Origin of the sequence: Arthrobacter sp. efr-133-R2A-120, from assembly GCF_030209835.1 — a bacterium.
Classification (GTDB): Bacteria; Actinomycetota; Actinomycetes; order Actinomycetales; family Micrococcaceae; genus Arthrobacter.
In genome coordinates this window covers 73137-90610 of the sequence record NZ_JARVRF010000014.1, presented here as the reverse complement: position 1 = coordinate 90610, position 17474 = coordinate 73137, and the positions used below count along the sequence as shown (strand labels likewise).

Below are 17474 nucleotides of genomic sequence, written 5' to 3'. Positions count from 1 at the left end.
CGTCGATGCCGGTGGAGACCTGGTCCGAGTACTCGCCCTTGAGCAGGGTCGGGATGCCGCAGGCGAACTCGATGACTTCCAGGCCGCGGCCGATCTCGCCCTTCGCGTCGGAGATGACCTTGCCGTGCTCGGCCGTGACCAGGGCCGCGAGTTCGTCCACGTGGGAGGCGACGAGTTCGCGGAACTTGAACAGCACCGCGGTGCGCTTGGCCAGGGAGAAATCGCCCCACTTCTCGGCCGCGGCCTTCGCGGCGGCGACGGTGGCGTCCAGGTCGGCCCGGTTCGCGAGCCGCAGCTGGGCGGACACGGTGCCGGTGGCCGGGTTGTACACCGGCTGGCTGCGGTCACCCGCGCCGGCGGTTTCAACACCGTTGATGAAATGCTTGATGGTTGTCAGGGTGGTCGTCGTCGACATGTGCGGACTTCCTTGTCTGTGGCTTGAAGAGGTCTGTGGCTTTGAAGAGAGCTTGGGGTTTAGCCGAGCAGCTTGCGCTGGCGATTCTTGTGGTCGGTGTAGATCTGGTAGGCCTGCTGGGTGGATTCGAGTTCGGAGACCTGCGAAACGGGAACGTCCCACCAGGATTCGGAGCTTGGCGCGTCCAGCAAGGGGTCCGATTCGACGTGGATGACGATCGGTCCGGTCTCTTCCGGGGCGGCTTTCGCGTCGCGGATGGCCTGTTCCAGTTCGGCAATGACTTTCTCGCCCGGTTCGATCCGGACGACTTTCGCACCGAGGGACTCGGCGTTGAGGGCCAGGTCGATGGGCAGGTTCTCGCCGGCGTCGAAGGAGTGCTGTTCCTTGTCCAGGACCCTGTACTGGGTGCCGAAGCGCTGCGAGCCCAGCGACTCGGAGAGCGAGCCGATCGAGGCGTAGCCGTGGTTCTGGATCAGGACCACGATCAGTTTGATGCGTTCGGCGACGGCGGTGACCAATTCGGTGTGCATCATCAGGTAGGAGCCGTCCCCCACCATGACCACGACGTCGCGGTCCTTGCCGCCCGAAGCAGCCTCGGCCAACGCGGCGCGCTTGACGCCCAGGCCACCGGGGATCTCGTAACCCATGCACGAGTAGGCATATTCCACGTGGTAGCCGAAGGGGTCCCGGACGCGCCACATCTTGTGCAGGTCACCCGGCAGGGAACCGGCGGCGCAAATGACGACGTCCTGCTCGTCCATGGCCCGGTTGGTGGCTCCGATGATCTCGTTCTGCGCCGGAAGCGGCGTGTGCCGGGTGTCGAAGGCCTCATCCACGATCCCGTCCCAGCGCTTCTTCTCGGCCGCGATCTTCTGCTCGAGATCGCCGCCGACACGGTAGCCGCCGAGGGCTGCGTTGAGCTTGACGAGGGCCTTGCGGGCATCGGCGACGATCGGCAGCACGGTGCCGTGCTTGTACGCGTCAATCGCGGCCACGTTGATGTTCACGAACTTCACGTCGGGGTTCTGGAAAGCAGTGCGCGACGCCGTCGTGAAGTCCTCGTATCGGGTACCGATGCCGATGATCAAGTCAGCTTCGGCAGCGATGGCGTTCGCCGCCGTCGTGCCCGTGGAGCCGATGGCTCCGAGCGAGAACTGGTGGTCCCACGGGAGCACGCCGACGCCGGCCTGGGTGTTGCCCACCGGGATGCCGGTCAGTTCGGCGAACTTGGCGAGTTCCTCGTTGGCGAAGGCGTAAAGGACGCCGCCACCGGCGATGATGAGCGGCCGTTTGGCGGCACGGATGGCCTCGGCGGCGCGGCGGATGTCGTCGTCGTCGGCTTCGGGGCGGCGGATCCGCCATTCACGCTCGGCAAGGAACTCCTCCGGGACATCCAAGGCTTCGGCCTGGACGTCCTGCGGCAGCGAAATGGTCACCGCGCCGGTCTCGGCCGGGTCCGTCAGGACGCGCAGGCCGTGATGGAACGCCGAGAACAACTGCTCGGGCCGGGACACCCGGTCGAAGAACTTGGACAGCGGACGGAAGGCGTCGTTGACCGTGATGTCGTAGGCGTAGGGCAGCTCGAGCTGCTGCAGCACCGGGTCCGCGGCCCGGGTGGCGAAGGTGTCGGACGGCAGCAGCAGCACCGGCAGCCGGTTGGTGGTGGCCAGCGCCGCACCGGTCAGCAGGTTCGAGGAACCCGGGCCGATCGAGGTGCTGATCGCGAACGTCTGGCGGCGGCGGGTGTGCCGGGCGTAGCCGACAGCCTGGTGCGCCTGGGCCTGCTCGTTGCGGCCCTGGTAATACGGCATGATGCTCGGATCGAGCTGCTGGTACTGCTTGAGGGCCTGGCCCACACCGGCAACGTTGCCGTGTCCGAAGATCCCGAAGGTGCCCGGGATCAGGCGTTCCCGGTACTCGCTCCCGCCGACGGTGTCCACCGTGTACTGCTTGGACAGGAACTCGACAACCGCCTGGGCGACCGTCATTCTGCGCGTTGACATTACTCTTACTCCGATACTTTCGCAGGTGTCTTCAGCAGCTCTGGCGTCTTCAAGAGCGAGGCGGCGGTTGCAACGGCCCCGGCCACGTCGCCGTCGGCGGGATACAAAAGGGTCCGTCCCACAGTCAATCCCTGGACCCCCGGCAGGGCAAGGGCGGCCTGCCAGCTCGCGAAGACCTCGTCCTGGCCCGCGTCCGGATCCCCGCCCAACAGGACTGTGGGAAGCGTGGTGGCCGCCATGACGCGCTCCATCTCCGCCACCACCGGCAGCTTCATCCAGGTGTAGGCGCTCGTGGAACCCAGGCCTTCGGCAATCGCGATCGACTTGATCACGGCATCCGGGGAAAGATCGTTGCGGACCCTGCCGTTCGCCTCGCGGACAGACAGGAAAGGCTCCACCATGGCGATCAGCTTGCGCGCCGCGAGGGAGTCCACCGCCTTGGCCGTGGCTTCCAGGATGTTGGCGGTGTCCGGGTCCCCGAGGCAGATCCGGGTGAGCATCTTTCCGCCGTCGGCGCCCAGGGCGTCCAGGGCGGCTGCGGTGTGACCCGTGAAACGGTCGTCGATCTCGTTGACCAGCCCCGCGAGGCCGCCGCGGTTCATCGAACCGAAGACGAGCTTGCCTTCCAGCGCACCGAGCAGGAGCAGGTCGTCCATGATGTCCGGGCTCGCGAGCACGCCGTCGACGGCGGGGTTCGCCAAAGCGATCTGCAAACGGTCCAACAGGGTCCGGCGGTCAGCCATCGCTGTCGGGTCCGAACCGACGCTCAGGGCGCCGCGAGCCGGGTGGTCGGCCGCGACGATGAAGTTCTGGGAGCCGTACTTGAGCCCCGGGTGGCGGCGACGTGCGGCGGCGGCGCGGGCAACGGCGTCGGGATCTTCCAGCCGGATCGCACTCAAGTGCTCGTAACGGCGGGGGTCATCATTGAAGCTCAACGTGTTGCTCCTTCGGAAACTGCTGCGTGGGAAGCTGCTGCGTCGGTGCCGGCGGCGCCGGCCGGCGTCAGGCGGCCGCGTTCGGCGAGCAACGAGGTGACTTCCTCCGGCGTCGGCATCGCGTCGGCACACGAGAGGCGGGAGGCGACGATCGCGCCCGCGGCGTTCGCGTAGTCCAGGACCTGGGCCAAAGGCCAGCCGGACAGCAGGCCGTGGCAGAAGGCGCCGCCGAAAGAGTCGCCCGCGCCCAGGCCGTTGACGGTCTCCACCGGGACCGGCGCAGAGACAACGCGTTCCGTGCGGGTCTTGGCCATGACGCCTTCGGGGCCGAGCTTGACGACGGCGATCTCGACGCCGGCCGCCAGGAGGCGATCGGCCTGCTCGTCCGGGGTTCCTTCACCCACGGCGACGGCACATTCCTTGTCATTGCCGATGGCCACCGTGACGTGCGGCAGGATCTTGGCGACCTCTGTCCGGGCCTCGTCCTCGGACGCCCAGAACATCGGCCGGTAGTCCAGGTCCAGGATGGTGTACTGGCCCTCTTTGAGTCCGGTGCGGGGGCGGGCCTCGTGGGCCGCGAGGTGGGCCGAACGGCTCGGTTCCTGGCAGAGGCCGGTCACGGTGGACCAGAAGATGCCTGCGTTCTTGATGGCTTCGAGGTCGAGTTCCTCGGCCTTGATTTGCAGGTCCGGCGCGGTGGGGAACCGTCCGTAGAAGTAGAGCGGGAAGTCGTGCGGGGGCTGGATCGCGCAGAACGTGGCCGGTGTCTGAAGGCCCGGCACGGGGGTGACGAATCCGTCGTCGACCTTGAACTTGCGCAGCTCGCGGTGCAGGTAGATGCCGAACGGGTCATCGCCCGTCCGCGTAATCACGCCGGAGCGGCGTCCGTGGCGGGCGGCGGCAACAGCCACATTCGACGGCGAGCCGCCAAGGTACTTGCCGAAGGACTGCACGTCCTCCAGTCCCACACCAATGTCGTTCGGGTAGATATCAACGCTGATGCGCCCGATGGTGAGCAGTTCGTGGGTCACGGTGATCGCGGACCTTTCTGTAGTGAACTCTTCTTGCGGGACGGTGAGAGCTCCGGTGCTTTTGCCGGCCCGCAGTGAGCGGGGCCACAACCACTACTTTGCACCAGAATTCATGTCCTGTCAAAGGTTTGTACTGACATATTTACAACGAAACGTAATGGCCTAAACTACGCGGTGATTCGGGTGTGAATCCGCTCCAAAACGCCGGAGTTACCGTGCAGGAACGGCAAGCTCGCCAGTGACATACTGGGCGCGGCCAAAGCCGAACGACCAGTCATCGGCAGTGTTTTCGACGTACCCCAGGAAGACGTCCTCGCCGGCGACACCAATCTCGCCGAGCTGGGCGGCGACCGCGGCGAACAAGGACTGCTTGGCTTCGCGACTCCGACCACCCTGGGTGAATATCTGGATCATGACCACACCGGAACTTCGCTCGAAACCCAGGCCGGCATCCTGGGCAACAATCTGGCCCCGGGGATGCTCGGTGATGATGTGGAAGTAGTCGCGCTCGGGGATCCCGTACTCGGCGAGGATGGCGTCGTGGATTCGCTGGCTGAGTTCACCGAGCTGCTCCGGCGTGCGGCCTTCGTTGACATCAATGCGGACGAGGGGCATCTGCTCTCCTTCGATAGTTTGTCCTGACATACTAACAAACTCTCGAATCGCGCCACAAGCTCTCGCCACCGTGGCGCCCCTCCCCCCAGCGACGCTCGCTCACCTATGGGGCCTTAACGGCAAACGCTCGCTCGGATATATGGCGCCCGAACGGCAAGCGCTCGCTCACTAGATGTGAGCGAGCGCCGGTCCTTGCAACGTTCGCCGGGCTGTCCAACCGTTAAACAAAACGACGGCGCCCGTCACCTTCACAGAGAAGGTGACGGGCGCTGCCTATCCGAAGACGCTTTGGAACGGTCAGCGGCTCCTTCCCGAGTCGGGGTTTCCGCTGCTGACGATCAAGGGAACTACGATAAAGGCGTATCCAACCGACACTATGACAAGCCCCGCAACGGCACCCGGGATCGACTGCACGGCAGGCAACCAAGGAAGGAAGATGCAAGCAGCCATAAGAACCCAGAAAATCAAACCGGTCCACCCCGTGGCGAGAGTGGCTTGGTAATCTTTCTTTTGCATGGAGGCCTCCTACCTGCAGTTTGGGCCGTTGTAGATGACCGGCCATACAACCTGCATGCCAGTTCCCACATATTGAATACCCAAGCACCGCCCCGTGTCACGAGCGTGCACGGATGTATTCCAAATCGCCAGCCCATATGTCAGGCACGCAACACCCAGCCACGGCATCGCGAGGGCGCACATCGCACCAAACGCTCCTGCGTTGCCGCCTCCGACGTTGGCAACAGTACTTGTCTCATTCTTATTCAGTTGCTGGGTGCACAACGCCCAATCGCAACTAAGCGCCGGATCTGCCACTACCGGATACGACGCAGCCCGGAGCTCAACGGTTTGAGTGAGGACGTTGCCTCTGATGCTGTAAAACGTCGGGAGTTGTTTACCGGTGGCGTCGACAGCCCAAGCAGGCGAAATCGTGTTCATCAACCTCCCGGATGCATCCTTCAAAAGGACTTGCCCAGTGGATCCTTTAGCCAGAGTCGCAGGGGCCCCATCAACGAAGAACTCGTACTCGAACGAGCCTTGAGAACCAGAACCGTGAATAATCGCGTAGGCTGCGAAACGCCCACCATCTGCGGAAGCCGCAAAATTCACGGCATTGCCGCTGGCACCATAAACTGCGCGCTTCTGGTTTCCCGCGAGCTTCCCTCTTGCCGCCCCATCAACAAATCGGAGCTCGATGCTGTGTCCCGAGGCCTTTGAAAGCGCACCGGTGTCGGTGAGCTCAGCCAGAAACCGAGTGCCGTCAGGCTCTGAGCTTGCGGCATGAACGGGTTGATCGACGGGCAACACGCGATCCAGCGCCTCTAGGGCAGTTTCGGCCCGTTGCTCGACGTTCGCTTCTTGAGCCGTCGCAGCCGTAGCCGCATTCGGTGTCAAAATCGCGACGGCAAGAAAACATCCAAGTGCCATTCTTAATAGGTTCCAAATCTTCACAGCGTTCCCCAATCTTTGATTCCAGAACAGGACTAGCCACTGCGTCGAGATGGGTCTCGCACATTCAGACCCGGAGCGCCCTCAGAGAGCCATACGACTGTTTTCGTCCCGTTCCCCTATGTATTTTGATCTACCAGGATCGGCGCCTCCTTGGTTGAGGCTAAGCCATCGTTTCTGCCGCTGGGTTGCAATGAAGACAAAATGAGTGTCCCTAAGCGACAAAATGAGTGCTCCAAAGCACCAAAATGAGTGTTTGATAGTCGCCTGGTGTGAGTTCTCGGGCGTCTCACGGCGATCTTCAGGTTCGGGCCTTAAACGGCCGCGAGGCGCTCCCTCCAAGACGTGAGCGAGCGTTCGGCCAAAACCCGCCAGACGTGAGCGAGCGTTCGGCCAAAACCCGCCAGACGTGAGCGAGCGTGCAGTTAAACGACGGCGCCCGTCGCCTTCGCGTGGAAGGTGACGGGCGCCGTCGTCGTTCTATCGCGCGGAAACCCTGCGTGGGGTCCTACTACAGGGCTGCGAAGACCTCGCGGAGGAGCTTGGCGGTTTCGGACGGCGTCTTGCCGACCTTCACGCCTGCAGCTTCGAGAGCTTCCTTCTTGGCCTGGGCCGTACCAGCGGAGCCGGAGACGATGGCGCCTGCGTGGCCCATGGTCTTGCCCTCGGGGGCGGTGAAGCCCGCGACGTAGCCGACAACCGGCTTGGTGACGTTGGCCTTGATGAAGTCGGCTGCGCGCTCTTCAGCGTCGCCACCGATTTCGCCGATCATGACGATTGCCTTGGTCTCCGGGTCAGCCTCGAACGCGGCCAGGGCGTCGATGTGCGTGGTACCGATGACGGGGTCGCCACCGATGCCGATCGCGGTGGAGAAACCGAGGTCGCGCAGTTCGTACATCATCTGGTAGGTCAAGGTACCGGACTTGGAGACCAAGCCGATGGGGCCCTTGCCCGTGATGTTTGCCGGGGTGATGCCAACCAGGGCTTCGCCCGGGGTGATGATGCCGGGGCAGTTCGGGCCGATGATGCGGGTGATCTGCTTGCCGTCAGCGTCCACCGTGGCCTGGGCGAGCGCCCAGAACTCGGCCGAGTCCTGAACCGGCACGCCTTCGGTGATGACAACAACCAGGCCGATGCCTGCTTCGATGGCTTCAACCACGGCGGACTTGGTGAATGCCGGCGGAACGAAGACGATCGAGACGTCGGCGCCGGTCTCCGCAATGGCTTCCTTGACAGTGCCGAAGACGGTGATTTCCTTGTCGCCGTGCAGCACCGTGGTGCCGGCTTTGCGGGCGTTGACGCCGCCGACGATGTTGGTGCCGGCCTTGAGCATCAGGGCGGTGTGCTTGGTGCCTTCGCCGCCGGTGATGCCCTGGACGATGACCTTGGAGTCCTTGTTGAGGTAGATAGACATAGTCTTGCGTCCCTTACTTCGCTGCGTTGGCGAGCTCGGCGGCCTTGTCGGCGCCCTCGTCCATGGTGGCTGCCAGGGTAACCAGCGGGTGGTTGGCCTCGGCCAGGATGCGGCGGCCCTCTTCGACATTGTTGCCATCGAGGCGGACAACCAGCGGCTTGTTGGCGTTGGAGCCAAGCTCGGCCAGTGCACCGACGATGCCCTTTGCCACAGCGTCACAGGCGGTGATGCCACCGAAGACGTTCACGAATACGCTCTTGACCTGCTCGTCACCGAGGATGACGTCCAGGCCGGCGGCCATGACCTCAGCGGAGGCTCCACCGCCGATGTCCAGGAAGTTGGCCGGCTTGACGTTGCCGTGGTTTTCGCCTGCGTAAGCGACGACGTCGAGGGTGGACATCACAAGACCGGCGCCGTTGCCGATGATGCCAACCGAGCCGTCAAGCTTCACGTAGTTGAGGTCCTGCGCCTTGGCCTTGGCCTCGAGCGGGTCAGCTGCGTCCTTGTCCTCAAGTTCAACGTGGTGAACGTGGCGGAAGCCGGCGTTCTCGTCCAGCGAGACCTTGCCGTCAAGGGCAACAATGTCGCCAGCGCCGGTCTTGACCAAGGGGTTGACCTCAACGAGGGTTGCGTCTTCCTTCTTGAAGACGTCCCAGAGCTTCAGGATGACGGAAGCAACCTTGCCACGCAGTTCCTCGGAGAAACCGGCTGCGGCGACGATTTCGTCGGCCTTGGCCTGGTCGATACCGACGGCGGGATCGATGGCGACCTTGGCGAGTGCCTCCGGGCGCTCTACAGCGAGCTGCTCGATTTCCATGCCGCCTTCAACCGAGCACATGGCCAGGTAGTTGCGGTTGGCTCGGTCCAGGAGGACGGAGAAGTAGTATTCCTCAGCAATGTCGGCGCCCTGGGCGATCATGACCTTGTTGACGGTGTGGCCCTTGATGTCCATGCCAAGGATGTTGGTGGCGTGCTCAAGCGCTTCGTCAGCGGACTTTGCGACCTTGACACCGCCAGCCTTGCCACGGCCACCGACCTTTACCTGCGCCTTGACGACGGTCACGCCGCCGATGTTCTCGGCAGCAGCCTTTGCTTCTTCAGGAGTGTGCGCCACGATGCCGGCGAGCACGGGTACACCGTGCGCTTCGAACATATCGCGCGCCTGATATTCAAACAGGTCCACGGTTTAGTGTCCTTCTACGTCGAAGTAGTTTCTGTACAGCCGGAAACCACGGTGACCGCGAAAACCGGCTGCGGATAGGTGCGCATCGAACGGCCGCCAAACAGCCGGTCACATTGCGCAAGTTCCTCTCGAACTTTAGCCCCCCGGGGAGGCCAGCCGGTTCTACAGTACCTGTTAAGTGAGTAAGCACACACTTCTATCGACCGTAGAAAAACCGCTACATGACGCGGTTTTCCGGCGCCAGGAGCCGCTAGGAGTCGAGTTTGGTCAGCGGCGCGTAACGCAACAGCAGCCGTTTCTCGCCGACGTCGAACTTCACCTTCGCCACAGTCTTGTCCCCGGCGCCTTCGACGCCGATCACAGTGCCGTTGCCGAAGCTCGTGTGGTTCACTTTGTCCCCCACGACGACGGCGACCACTTCCTTTTGCGGCTGGACGCGGTTGCGTACGACGGCGGCCGGCACGTCGGCGTTGAAGCCCGCCGTAGCGCTGGCGGCAGCCCCGCGAGAGGTGCCGGCACCCCAGAAGGATCCGCCGTAGCGCCCGGAACCGATGGGGGCGTTCCCCCAGCCGCTCACTTGGCGGGAGGTGCCCTCGCGCTTCCACTCCACGAGACCGGTGGGGATCTCCTCAAGGAATTGGCTGGCGGGGTTGTATTGGCTCTGGCCCCACATGCTGCGCACTTCCGAGCGGGTCACGTAGAGGCGTTTCCGCGCACGGGTGAGGCCCACGTAGGCAAGGCGGCGCTCTTCTGCCAGTTCCTTGGGATCCGTCGCTGAACGCTGATGCGGGAACAGTCCGTGTTCCATGCCGGTCAGGAAGACCACGGGGAATTCCAGGCCCTTGGCCGTGTGGAGCGTCATGAGAGTGACCACGCCCATACGCTTGGCCTCCGCCACGGCGGCCGCAGCGTCCTCGGAGGATCCCTCCGGAGCGTCGGGGATCTGGTCGGCGTCGGCTACGAGGGAGACTTGCTCCAGGAACTCACCCAGCGAGCCTTCCGGGTTGTCGCGCTCGTATTCCCGGACCACTGCCACCAATTCGGCGAGGTTTTCCACGCGCGATTCGTCCTGCGGATCGGTGCTGGCGCGGAGCCCGGCAAGGTACCCCGTCTGTTCCAGGACAGCTTCCAAAGCTGCCGCGGCCCCGGACCCCGAGGCCACCTCGGCCAGGTCATCAAGGAGTTTCACGAAGCCCAGGACCGCGTTCACGGAGCGGGTGGCCATGCCGGGAGCCTGGTCTGCCTTGCGTGCCGCAGTCATGAACGACGTGCGTTCGCGTTCGGCGAGCGCCGCCACGGCACCTTCGGCGCGATCGCCGATTCCCCGCTTGGGTTCGTTGAGGACGCGACGCAAGTTGACGTCGTCGTCCGGGTTCACCAGGACGCGAAGGTACGCGAGGGCGTCCTTGATTTCCTTGCGCTCGTAGAAGCGGGTGCCGCCCACCACTTTGTACGGCAGTCCGACTCGGACCAGGACGTCTTCGATGGAGCGGGACTGGGCGTTGGTGCGGTAGAAGATGGCGACGTCGCCGGGACGCAGGCCTTCCTCGTCCTGGAGCCGGTCGATTTCCTTGGCGATGAACTGGGCTTCGTCGTGTTCGTTCTCCCCCACGTAGCCGATGATCTTCTCGCCGTCGCCCTCGGCCGTCCAGAGTTTCTTGTCCGGACGGTTGGGGTTGCGCGAAATAACGGAGTTCGCCGCGCTCAGGATGTTCTGGGTGGAGCGGTAGTTCTGCTCCAACTTGATGGTGCGGGCTTCCGGGTAGTCCTTCTCGAATTCGACAATGTTGCGGATGTCCGCACCGCGGAACGCGTAGATGGATTGGTCGGAGTCGCCGACGACGGTCAGCTCGCTCGCCTGGGGACCCTCGCCGACGATTTCGCGGACCAATGCGTACTGGGCGTGGTTGGTGTCCTGGTATTCGTCCACGAGGACGTGGCGGAATCGACGGCGGTAGGACTCTGCGAGCGCGGGGAAGGCCCGGAACATGTAGACGGTCTGCGCAATGAGGTCGTCGAAGTCCATGGCGTTGGCCTGGCGCAGGCGTTGCGTGTAGCCCTTGAAGACCTCGGCCACGGCCTGCTCGAAGGGTTCGTTGTAGTTGGCGCTCGACGCAAACGCGTCGTCGTCGATGAGCTCGTTCTTGAGGGCCGAGATCTTGTGCTGGATCGCTTTGGGCGCGAACTTCTTGGGGTCAAGGTCCAGGTTCTTCGCTACGAGCGTGATGAGCCGCAGGGAGTCTGCGGAGTCATAGATGGAGAAGTTGGAGTTCAGCCCCACGTTGGCGGCTTCGCGGCGCAGGATACGCACGCAGGAGGAGTGGAACGTGGAGATCCACATGGACTTGGCGCGGCCACCCACGAGAGCCTCGATACGCTCCCGCATTTCGGCGGCCGCCTTGTTGGTGAACGTGATGGCCAGGATCTCGCCGTGGTGGGCCCGTCTGGTGGCGATGAGGTACGCGATACGGTTTGAGAGAACCCGCGTTTTGCCCGAACCGGCACCGGCGACGATCAGCAATGGGCTGCCGGCGTGTTTGACGGCTTCCTCCTGCTGGGGATTCAACCCTTGGAGCAACGCCTCCGCAGACGGCAAGCCTGAGTGGCCTCCGTCTTGCCCTTCGCCGGGCGTGCCGCCCCAGGACGCACCGGACGCACCAGGCGCACTACCACCAGGCGCACTACCACCGGGCGCAGAGCCACCGGCGCGTGACAGCATGGCCGGAGCGGCCTTGGTGGCAGCTCGGCTTGCAGCTTTGAAGGGGCCATCCGCGTACGGGTCAAACAACATATCCATGGTGTTTACCAGTCTAGGCGGTGGCCCTGACACTGAAGGACCCGCATGATCTTCCCCCGGTCTCCGTCAAATACTGCCTCAGCCGGGAAATACCGAGGATCCGAAGCCCCCTCCCACTTATGCTTCTTGGAAGCTACAAGTTCGCTGGCTCAGGGACACATCCGAAGGAACGGCATGCGGGGAAAACGAGGGGTTTGGAGAACGCGCCGCCCCGGTGTGGTGTCGAAATACGGAACCGTCCTGGGGTTGTGCATCACCACTGCCTCAAGCTTGTTCCTTGCTGCGGCCAACCGGCTCCAGCCTTGGGAATTCGTCGCTGCGTACCTTGTCCTGGCCGCGGTCCTCGTCTGCTTCGCGCTTATGCTCCACTCGGATGCGTGGCCCTCGCGCCTGGCGGTTCTGCTCGGGCTGATCCTCCTCGCGGAACTGTTGGGCTCCGAACAACAACGCGACGAGTTCAACCCCGTTTTTCTCCCCTACACCCTGGTCCTCTCGGCAAGCTCGGTCCTCGTCCTCTCGATGCGCAAAACCTGGCGCTCGATCTTGTTCACATTCTTGGCGTTCCTGGTGGTCCTGGGATACACGGTGATCTCCGCCTCGGCGGTGGGCGTCCGTCCCGCGAGCGCCTTCATACTGGCCGCGACGTGGATCATCACCTTGGCGATGCGGCTTGGCGGACCACGCGCCTTGGCCCTGTATTGGGGAGATTTCGCCGTGCGCCAGGAGTCCGTGGCTGCCCACATCGTGGCACAGAACCGACGCAGTTCCGTGGCCTGGAACGCGAGGCATTTGCACGACACGGCCTTGCGCACCCTCACCGTGATCGGCCGCCAAGGCGCCGGTCTCTCCTCGGAGGAACTGGGAGAAATGCTCGACGCCGGCGCCTCCTCGGGAACGGCGGCCCGGCCGGGACTCCCGCTGCGAGGGTGGACCGGCGTCGACGTTGGCGCTTCGACCCCCTCCAAGACCCCGCAACCTGGCGAGCTCGCGGTTCGGTTGCGGCGAATCGCCGAGAAACGGGCGCGGGACGGCTTCAGCGTGGAGATCCACGGGATGACCGGAGCGCTGGCCGGGCCTGTCCAAGCTGCGTTCCTGGCGGCCGTGGATGAATGCATCCTGAACGCCTACCGGCATGCCGGCGCAGGACATGTGGATGTCCTGCTATCACGGACCTCGGATCACGTGTCAGTGGTAGTCAGCGATTCCGGTTGTGGATTTGACCCTTCGACGCTCCCCGCCGACCGGCTGGGCGTCAAGGAATCCGTCCTCGCCCGGATGCGCGATGCCGGTGGACGTGCGCGGGTCTTTTCCGCGCCTGGACGAGGAACCACGATCCTGCTCGAAGCGGTGGCTGCGTGACTATGCCGGCTATGTCGCGGACCAGCGTGGAGGGGCCCCTCTTCGTGTCCCGTGGAATTCTGGCGACAGCCTGCTTCGTGCTGTGGATCCTCAACTTCTATCTCGCTTTTGAGGCAGGCAGCAAGGCAGGCGCTGCCCTTTGGCACGTCCTGGCTGCCGGCCTGGACTTGTTGGGGCTCGTCGTCGCCTTCCAGGCATCCGATGCCGCCACCCCGCGCGGCTGGCTGGCCAATCTGCGCGCCACGTGGCTGGTACTGGCCATTTCTTCCGCTTGCTGCGCAGCATTGGCTGCCGTGCAGGAGACCGGGCTCGCCCTGATTGGGGCGAACGCACTGCTCTCCGCCGTCGCTGTCCTTCTTGTGTCCCATCTCTGGAATCTTCGTGGATTCGCCACCCTCACGCTCGCGACGGCGGCGATCAACACAGCCCTCTACGCCGTCACTCCCGGAGCCGACGGGCGGACGACGTCGAACATCCTGTTCCTTTCGCTCCTTCCCGGTGTGGTCGGAACGGTGAGCGTGCTACTGCGCAGGGACGCCATCCAGCGGAAGGGCGCGTGCGGCCTGAGCGAGCGGCTCGACGCCTTGACGCGGGCCATCAACGCCAAAACGTCCGCACAGGAGCTCGAACTGTCGATCACGAAGACCCGGATCGATGAATTGATTGCCAAGGTGGCGCGGGCACGGTCCCTGCCTTTGGACCCCGCGATGGCCCGGGAAGCGAGGGAGCTCGGGGGTCATTTGCGCCAACTGCTGCTCGAGGAATGGTCCGACAGTTGGCTCCAGGAGGCATTGGAACTGGAGGGCCTGGGCGGCAGTGTCGTTATTGCCCAGCCCACTGACGTGGTGGAAGAGCTGCCGGAGAGCTCACGCCCGGCCATCCTGGCTGCCACCATGCTGATGGTAGTGGGCGCCACCTTACGGGGCACGCAACAGGGCGGCACCGCTCCACGGTCCGGGGCGGCACACCGCATCCACTTCTTTGCTGAGAAGGCCGGCCATGACGACGCCCGACTGACATGGCGCATCGGCGGAGTTCACAAGAATCGCCTCTCGCCTCTGTTGTGGACCGAACTGGATTCGCTGGGGCGCGCCAAAGCGCGCAATGACCGTGAGGGCTGCAGCATCGTGGTTGACACAGCGGGGCGGCGACGTTGACCCGCGTTCTGCTCATTGACCGCCACCAGCTCTTGATCGACTCCTTGTCGCAGTGGCTTCTCCTCAATGCACCGGAAATCCGTGTCCTGGCCGGGGCCTGTTCCTGGACTCCCGGCTCCCGCATGCCCCAAGGTGGCGGAGCCGGCAAGGCGGATGTCGCCGTCGTGGGTGAACTGCACGAAAACGAAGCCCCGAATCTTGCCGCTATCGTGTCGTCGCTGAGGGCGTCGGGGACGCAAGTGGTCCTGCTGGCGGACCAACAGCCTGTCACGGCCATCAACTCAGCCCTCGACGCCGGTGCGCTGGCCATTGCGCCGAAGTCCGCCGATCCGGTCCACACCGCGGCTGCGATCCGCGCGGCGGCATCCGGCCGGCGATATCTTCATCCGGACATCAAGGGCTTGCTTGAGTCAGCAGCCGGAAGGAGAGTCGAGTTGTCAGTCAGGGAACGGCGGCTTGTGGAGCTGTACCTTGGACCCACGCCTCGAGGCGTCAGGGAGGTGGCGGAGCTTTTGGCGATCAGCCAGCAAACGGTCAAGTCCCACCTGCACCGGGTCCGGCAGCGCTACGCAGCCGCCGGCTTCAACGTGGGAAACATCATCAGCCTCCAGGATCAGCTTCGAAAAGACGGCTGGCTGAGCTAGACGACGTGCGGCTTCGGCTGCGGCGATTTCGATGCAAGAATGCTCACCAAGGCCACCAAGAGCGGAATGCACAATGCCGACATGAACCCGGTCACGATCATCCGGCTGTGGATCTCCGGCTGCCCCTCAAAAATCAGGACAACCCAAAACTGCGCCCAGCAGCCGAGGACCATCACCACGGCAAGGCGTCCTATTCCGGACTTCCGTCGAGCGGCGACCGCGAACCCCAAAAGCAGTGTCAACAGGTGGAGGCCAGGCAACGCAACCGGCGCTGCCTTCAGCGCCGTGTACAGGCCCAGGACAACGGGCACCCGGCGTTCCTTGGCGCCGGGACCTTGGCCCGAATCCGCCATGTACGATCCCCCATTACTGAATTCGGGCGTGAGCAGGGCGGTGATTCCCCGCTCCCCCAGGCCGATCAGCCGTTCCGGGTGGGTGGCAAAGAAGGCGGCGATCTTGCCACGATTGATTTGTTCCCCGAACTGGGCGTAATGCGGGTTGTAGACCGCTGAGTTGATGGAATCCATCGTGCTGCCCGCTGCCGTCACGAAACTCCTGTCCAGCCCCAGCCACTTCAAATCCGCGACTGGATCCGGGCTGTTTGGCAGGATCGACGCGAAGACGGTGTTGTAGAGATTCACTTCCGTGGCGCGCTTGGGCTCGACCGAAGGAACGCGACGGCAACTCCCGCGATGGCAATCACGGCTGCCGAGGGCACCACGAACGCCTGCCACCGGCGACGCCGGGAGGACGCCCGCCGTCGTGCGCTCCCGGAGCCCGTCCGCCGTCGACCGCGAGCGGCGGACGCCCGCCGTCGTTCGTCCACAGGCAACCACAGGAGCGCCAAGGCAATCACCGGCAAACAGGACACCATCTGCGGCATGGCCGAGATCGTAAATGCGGCCGCGAGGACCACCATCAGCACCGAAGCCCAGCGTGGCCGTCCGTCGTTCCAGTAGCGAAGCAGCGCCACTGCCAAGGCAAGTGTGCCCAGGAACGCAGCGGATTCGCGGTAGGGCGACACAAAGAAATCCGCGAAGACCCCGTCCGCCGTGACCAGCGTGACGAGCGCAGCGATCATCACCCGGAACGGTGTCCGCCCCGGCAACGCAGCCACGAGTCCGGCGATGAGGGCGCCAAAGGCAACACAGCATGCAATCCCCACCGCACGCGTATCCAGGCCCGCTCCCCAAGCGAACACCGACGTGAGCCATTTGCCGAGCCACAAGACCAGCAGTTGCGAGGAATAGACGGGCTCTCCGGATCCAGTGAAGCCGCAAGCTTCACCGTGGTACTGGTGCGGTACCCAGCTCGGATAGATGAAATGCGTGAACTCGGTATAGCCCCACGGCCGGAGGTTCCGGACCCCCAGCGAGCAAAGCAGCTGTTGACCGGTCCCGTCGTCGGCCATACCAACGGTCCGGGGCAGGAATAAGCGGAGGATCATGACGAGAGCGGCAAGTGCGCCGGACGATAGGGCAACGCCGCGCGGGCGGGGTGGCCTCAGCGCGCCCGAGCCCACCTCACCCGGGCCGAAAGTGCTGGCCAGGTATGCTGCCGCGGAGCGCAGCGGGCTCGCGGTCCCGTTCTTCCGGCGGAGCGGTTCCGGGGCGAACCGCCCGGGCGGCCCGGGCTTCGCGACATCCGGTCTTGAGTCAACCACGCTTCCGCCCTCCCGCCGGCGCGAGCGTGCCGGTGATGGTGCCGGGACTGGACTGCACATTGGACTGCGAGACGGCGACGGCGCACCGCACCGTGCGAGCGCCGTTCACCGCCCGGATGATCGGACGCAGCGTAATTCCGGCAGGGAGCGCGTCAACGTCGAGGAACTGCAAGGCGTAGGGCAGGCAGCGCGCGTTTCGCGCGGCGGGAGTGGCCACGCTGCCCTCCAGGTTGAACCACGCACTGATGTCCTCCGCGGTGTGGGGCTCGGTGCACGGAACATCGACGCCGTCGTCGTTCAGCCGGACGTCCGCGAGTTCTTGCCTGTAGCACAGCCGCAAAGCGGCCGAATCAGGGCCGGCCAGAACGCCCTTGAGATCCAGGGTAGTGGTTTGTGGAGTACCATCGTCCGCGACCATGATCACGTCACAACGCACGGCCCGGGCACCGCGTTCCCAGTCGTCACGGCTCGGAGCGTACGCCGCGATGGCGAGCCCGGTTGTTCCGTCGCGTTCTCGGGCGCCGAGATACGCCCGGAGCGTGGCAACTTCGCACAAGCGCGTGGTGAGCGCCTTGAGTTCCTGTTGGCCCGGCCTTGTTCCCCGCCCCGACAAGGGAGCCGGAACTCGCGCGACCTTGTAGGTTTGGGCTGTGTGCGCCTCCGTGCAGGGAACCGGCGGGCTCGGTTCGCTGACGGCGTCGAATTGCTCCGGGGACACAATCAAGTGGCACTCGCCCACTGCCGGGTTGCCTGTGGGCGCTCCGGGAAGGGTCTGGTTGCATCCACTCAGGACCCCTGCGAGCAGCACCGCT

General features: G+C 64.4%; 16 protein-coding genes. 3 read left to right on the top strand and 13 right to left on the bottom strand.

The window, feature by feature from the left end; genetic code table 11:
- The 10 genes from QRN52_RS09295 to pcrA form a co-directional block, all read right to left on the bottom strand.
- A partial coding sequence (locus QRN52_RS09295) for an aldehyde dehydrogenase family protein (RefSeq protein ID WP_284752444.1) occupies positions 1-415 on the bottom strand: 415 nt, incomplete at its 3' end.
- Between the two features lie 59 nt (positions 416-474).
- Complete coding sequence (iolD, locus tag QRN52_RS09290; protein WP_284752446.1) at positions 475-2403, bottom strand: 3D-(3,5/4)-trihydroxycyclohexane-1,2-dione acylhydrolase (decyclizing); 1929 nt, start codon at positions 2401-2403, stop codon at positions 475-477.
- Positions 2404-2423: 20 nt separating this feature from the next.
- Positions 2424-3353 carry a Cgl0159 family (beta/alpha)8-fold protein gene (locus QRN52_RS09285; protein ID WP_284752443.1) on the bottom strand — a complete coding sequence of 310 codons (930 nt, stop codon included), beginning with the start codon at positions 3351-3353 and terminating at the stop codon, positions 2424-2426.
- Positions 3350-4384, bottom strand: coding sequence for a 5-dehydro-2-deoxygluconokinase (gene iolC, locus QRN52_RS09280; RefSeq protein WP_284752442.1), 1035 nt, complete (start codon positions 4382-4384; stop codon positions 3350-3352). Before iolC ends, QRN52_RS09285 begins: the two co-directional genes overlap by 4 nt.
- A 210-nt stretch (positions 4385-4594) precedes the next feature.
- Positions 4595-4999, bottom strand: coding sequence for a tautomerase family protein (locus QRN52_RS09275; protein ID WP_284752441.1), 405 nt, complete (start codon positions 4997-4999; stop codon positions 4595-4597).
- Between the two features lie 297 nt (positions 5000-5296).
- On the bottom strand, positions 5297-5515 hold the full coding sequence (locus QRN52_RS09270; RefSeq protein ID WP_284752440.1) for a hypothetical protein: 219 nt from the start codon (positions 5513-5515) through the stop codon (positions 5297-5299).
- Between the two features lie 9 nt (positions 5516-5524).
- Positions 5525-6448 (bottom strand): hypothetical protein, encoded by a 924-nt coding sequence (locus QRN52_RS09265; RefSeq protein ID WP_284752439.1) that lies wholly within the window; start codon positions 6446-6448, stop codon positions 5525-5527.
- 508 nt (positions 6449-6956) lie between these two features.
- A complete protein-coding gene (sucD, locus tag QRN52_RS09260; protein ID WP_184737777.1) occupies positions 6957-7859 on the bottom strand; it encodes a succinate--CoA ligase subunit alpha in 903 nt (300 codons plus the stop codon).
- Between the two features lie 13 nt (positions 7860-7872).
- A complete protein-coding gene (gene sucC, locus QRN52_RS09255; protein WP_284752438.1) occupies positions 7873-9042 on the bottom strand; it encodes an ADP-forming succinate--CoA ligase subunit beta in 1170 nt (389 codons plus the stop codon).
- Between the two features lie 250 nt (positions 9043-9292).
- Positions 9293-11833, bottom strand: a complete 2541-nt coding sequence (gene pcrA / locus QRN52_RS09250; RefSeq protein WP_502869702.1) for a DNA helicase PcrA — start codon at positions 11831-11833, stop codon at positions 9293-9295.
- A 180-nt stretch (positions 11834-12013) separates the two neighbouring features.
- Between pcrA and QRN52_RS09245 the strand changes: the two genes are divergently transcribed.
- The 3 genes from QRN52_RS09245 to QRN52_RS09235 are packed head-to-tail and all read left to right on the top strand — an operon-like array spanning position 12014 to position 14999.
- The gene (locus QRN52_RS09245) at positions 12014-13198 is read left to right on the top strand and encodes a sensor histidine kinase (protein WP_284752436.1); all 1185 of its coding nucleotides are present in this window, start codon (positions 12014-12016) and stop codon (positions 13196-13198) included.
- Positions 13199-13209: 11 nt separating this feature from the next.
- The gene (locus QRN52_RS09240) at positions 13210-14355 is read left to right on the top strand and encodes a hypothetical protein (protein ID WP_284752435.1); all 1146 of its coding nucleotides are present in this window, start codon (positions 13210-13212) and stop codon (positions 14353-14355) included.
- The gene (locus QRN52_RS09235) at positions 14352-14999 is read left to right on the top strand and encodes a hypothetical protein (protein WP_284752434.1); all 648 of its coding nucleotides are present in this window, start codon (positions 14352-14354) and stop codon (positions 14997-14999) included. The genes QRN52_RS09240 and QRN52_RS09235 overlap by 4 nt, the downstream gene beginning before the upstream one ends.
- On the opposite strand, the gene wsfD (QRN52_RS09230) is transcribed toward QRN52_RS09235, so the two are convergent.
- The 3 genes from wsfD (QRN52_RS09230) to QRN52_RS09220 are packed head-to-tail and all read right to left on the bottom strand — an operon-like array spanning position 14996 to position 17470.
- Positions 14996-15640 carry a glycan biosynthesis hexose transferase WsfD gene (gene wsfD / locus QRN52_RS09230; RefSeq protein ID WP_284752433.1) on the bottom strand — a complete coding sequence of 215 codons (645 nt, stop codon included), beginning with the start codon at positions 15638-15640 and terminating at the stop codon, positions 14996-14998. The two genes, QRN52_RS09235 and wsfD (QRN52_RS09230), sit on opposite strands and share 4 nt — an antisense overlap.
- Positions 15637-16662 (bottom strand): glycan biosynthesis hexose transferase WsfD, encoded by a 1026-nt coding sequence (gene wsfD, locus QRN52_RS09225; RefSeq protein WP_284752432.1) that lies wholly within the window; start codon positions 16660-16662, stop codon positions 15637-15639. The genes wsfD (QRN52_RS09230) and wsfD (QRN52_RS09225) overlap by 4 nt, the downstream gene beginning before the upstream one ends.
- The gene (locus QRN52_RS09220) at positions 16655-17470 is read right to left on the bottom strand and encodes a septum formation family protein (protein WP_284752431.1); all 816 of its coding nucleotides are present in this window, start codon (positions 17468-17470) and stop codon (positions 16655-16657) included. The genes wsfD (QRN52_RS09225) and QRN52_RS09220 overlap by 8 nt, the downstream gene beginning before the upstream one ends.
- Positions 17471-17474: the final 4 nt, after the last annotated feature.

Excerpts from the sequence above, each read along its gene's own strand:
- pcrA (WP_502869702.1), bottom strand. The coding sequence starts at position 11,833 with ATGTTGTTTGACCCGTACGCGGATGGCCCCTTCAAAGCTGCAAGCCGA.
- QRN52_RS09270 (WP_284752440.1), bottom strand. The coding sequence starts at position 5,515 with ATGCAAAAGAAAGATTACCAAGCCACTCTCGCCACGGGGTGGACCGGT.
- QRN52_RS09240 (WP_284752435.1), top strand. The coding sequence starts at position 13,210 with ATGTCGCGGACCAGCGTGGAGGGGCCCCTCTTCGTGTCCCGTGGAATT.
- QRN52_RS09245 (WP_284752436.1), top strand. The coding sequence starts at position 12,014 with ATGCGGGGAAAACGAGGGGTTTGGAGAACGCGCCGCCCCGGTGTGGTG.
- iolD (WP_284752446.1), bottom strand. The coding sequence starts at position 2,403 with ATGACGGTCGCCCAGGCGGTTGTCGAGTTCCTGTCCAAGCAGTACACG.
- sucD (WP_184737777.1), bottom strand. The coding sequence starts at position 7,859 with ATGTCTATCTACCTCAACAAGGACTCCAAGGTCATCGTCCAGGGCATC.
- QRN52_RS09275 (WP_284752441.1), bottom strand. The coding sequence starts at position 4,999 with ATGCCCCTCGTCCGCATTGATGTCAACGAAGGCCGCACGCCGGAGCAG.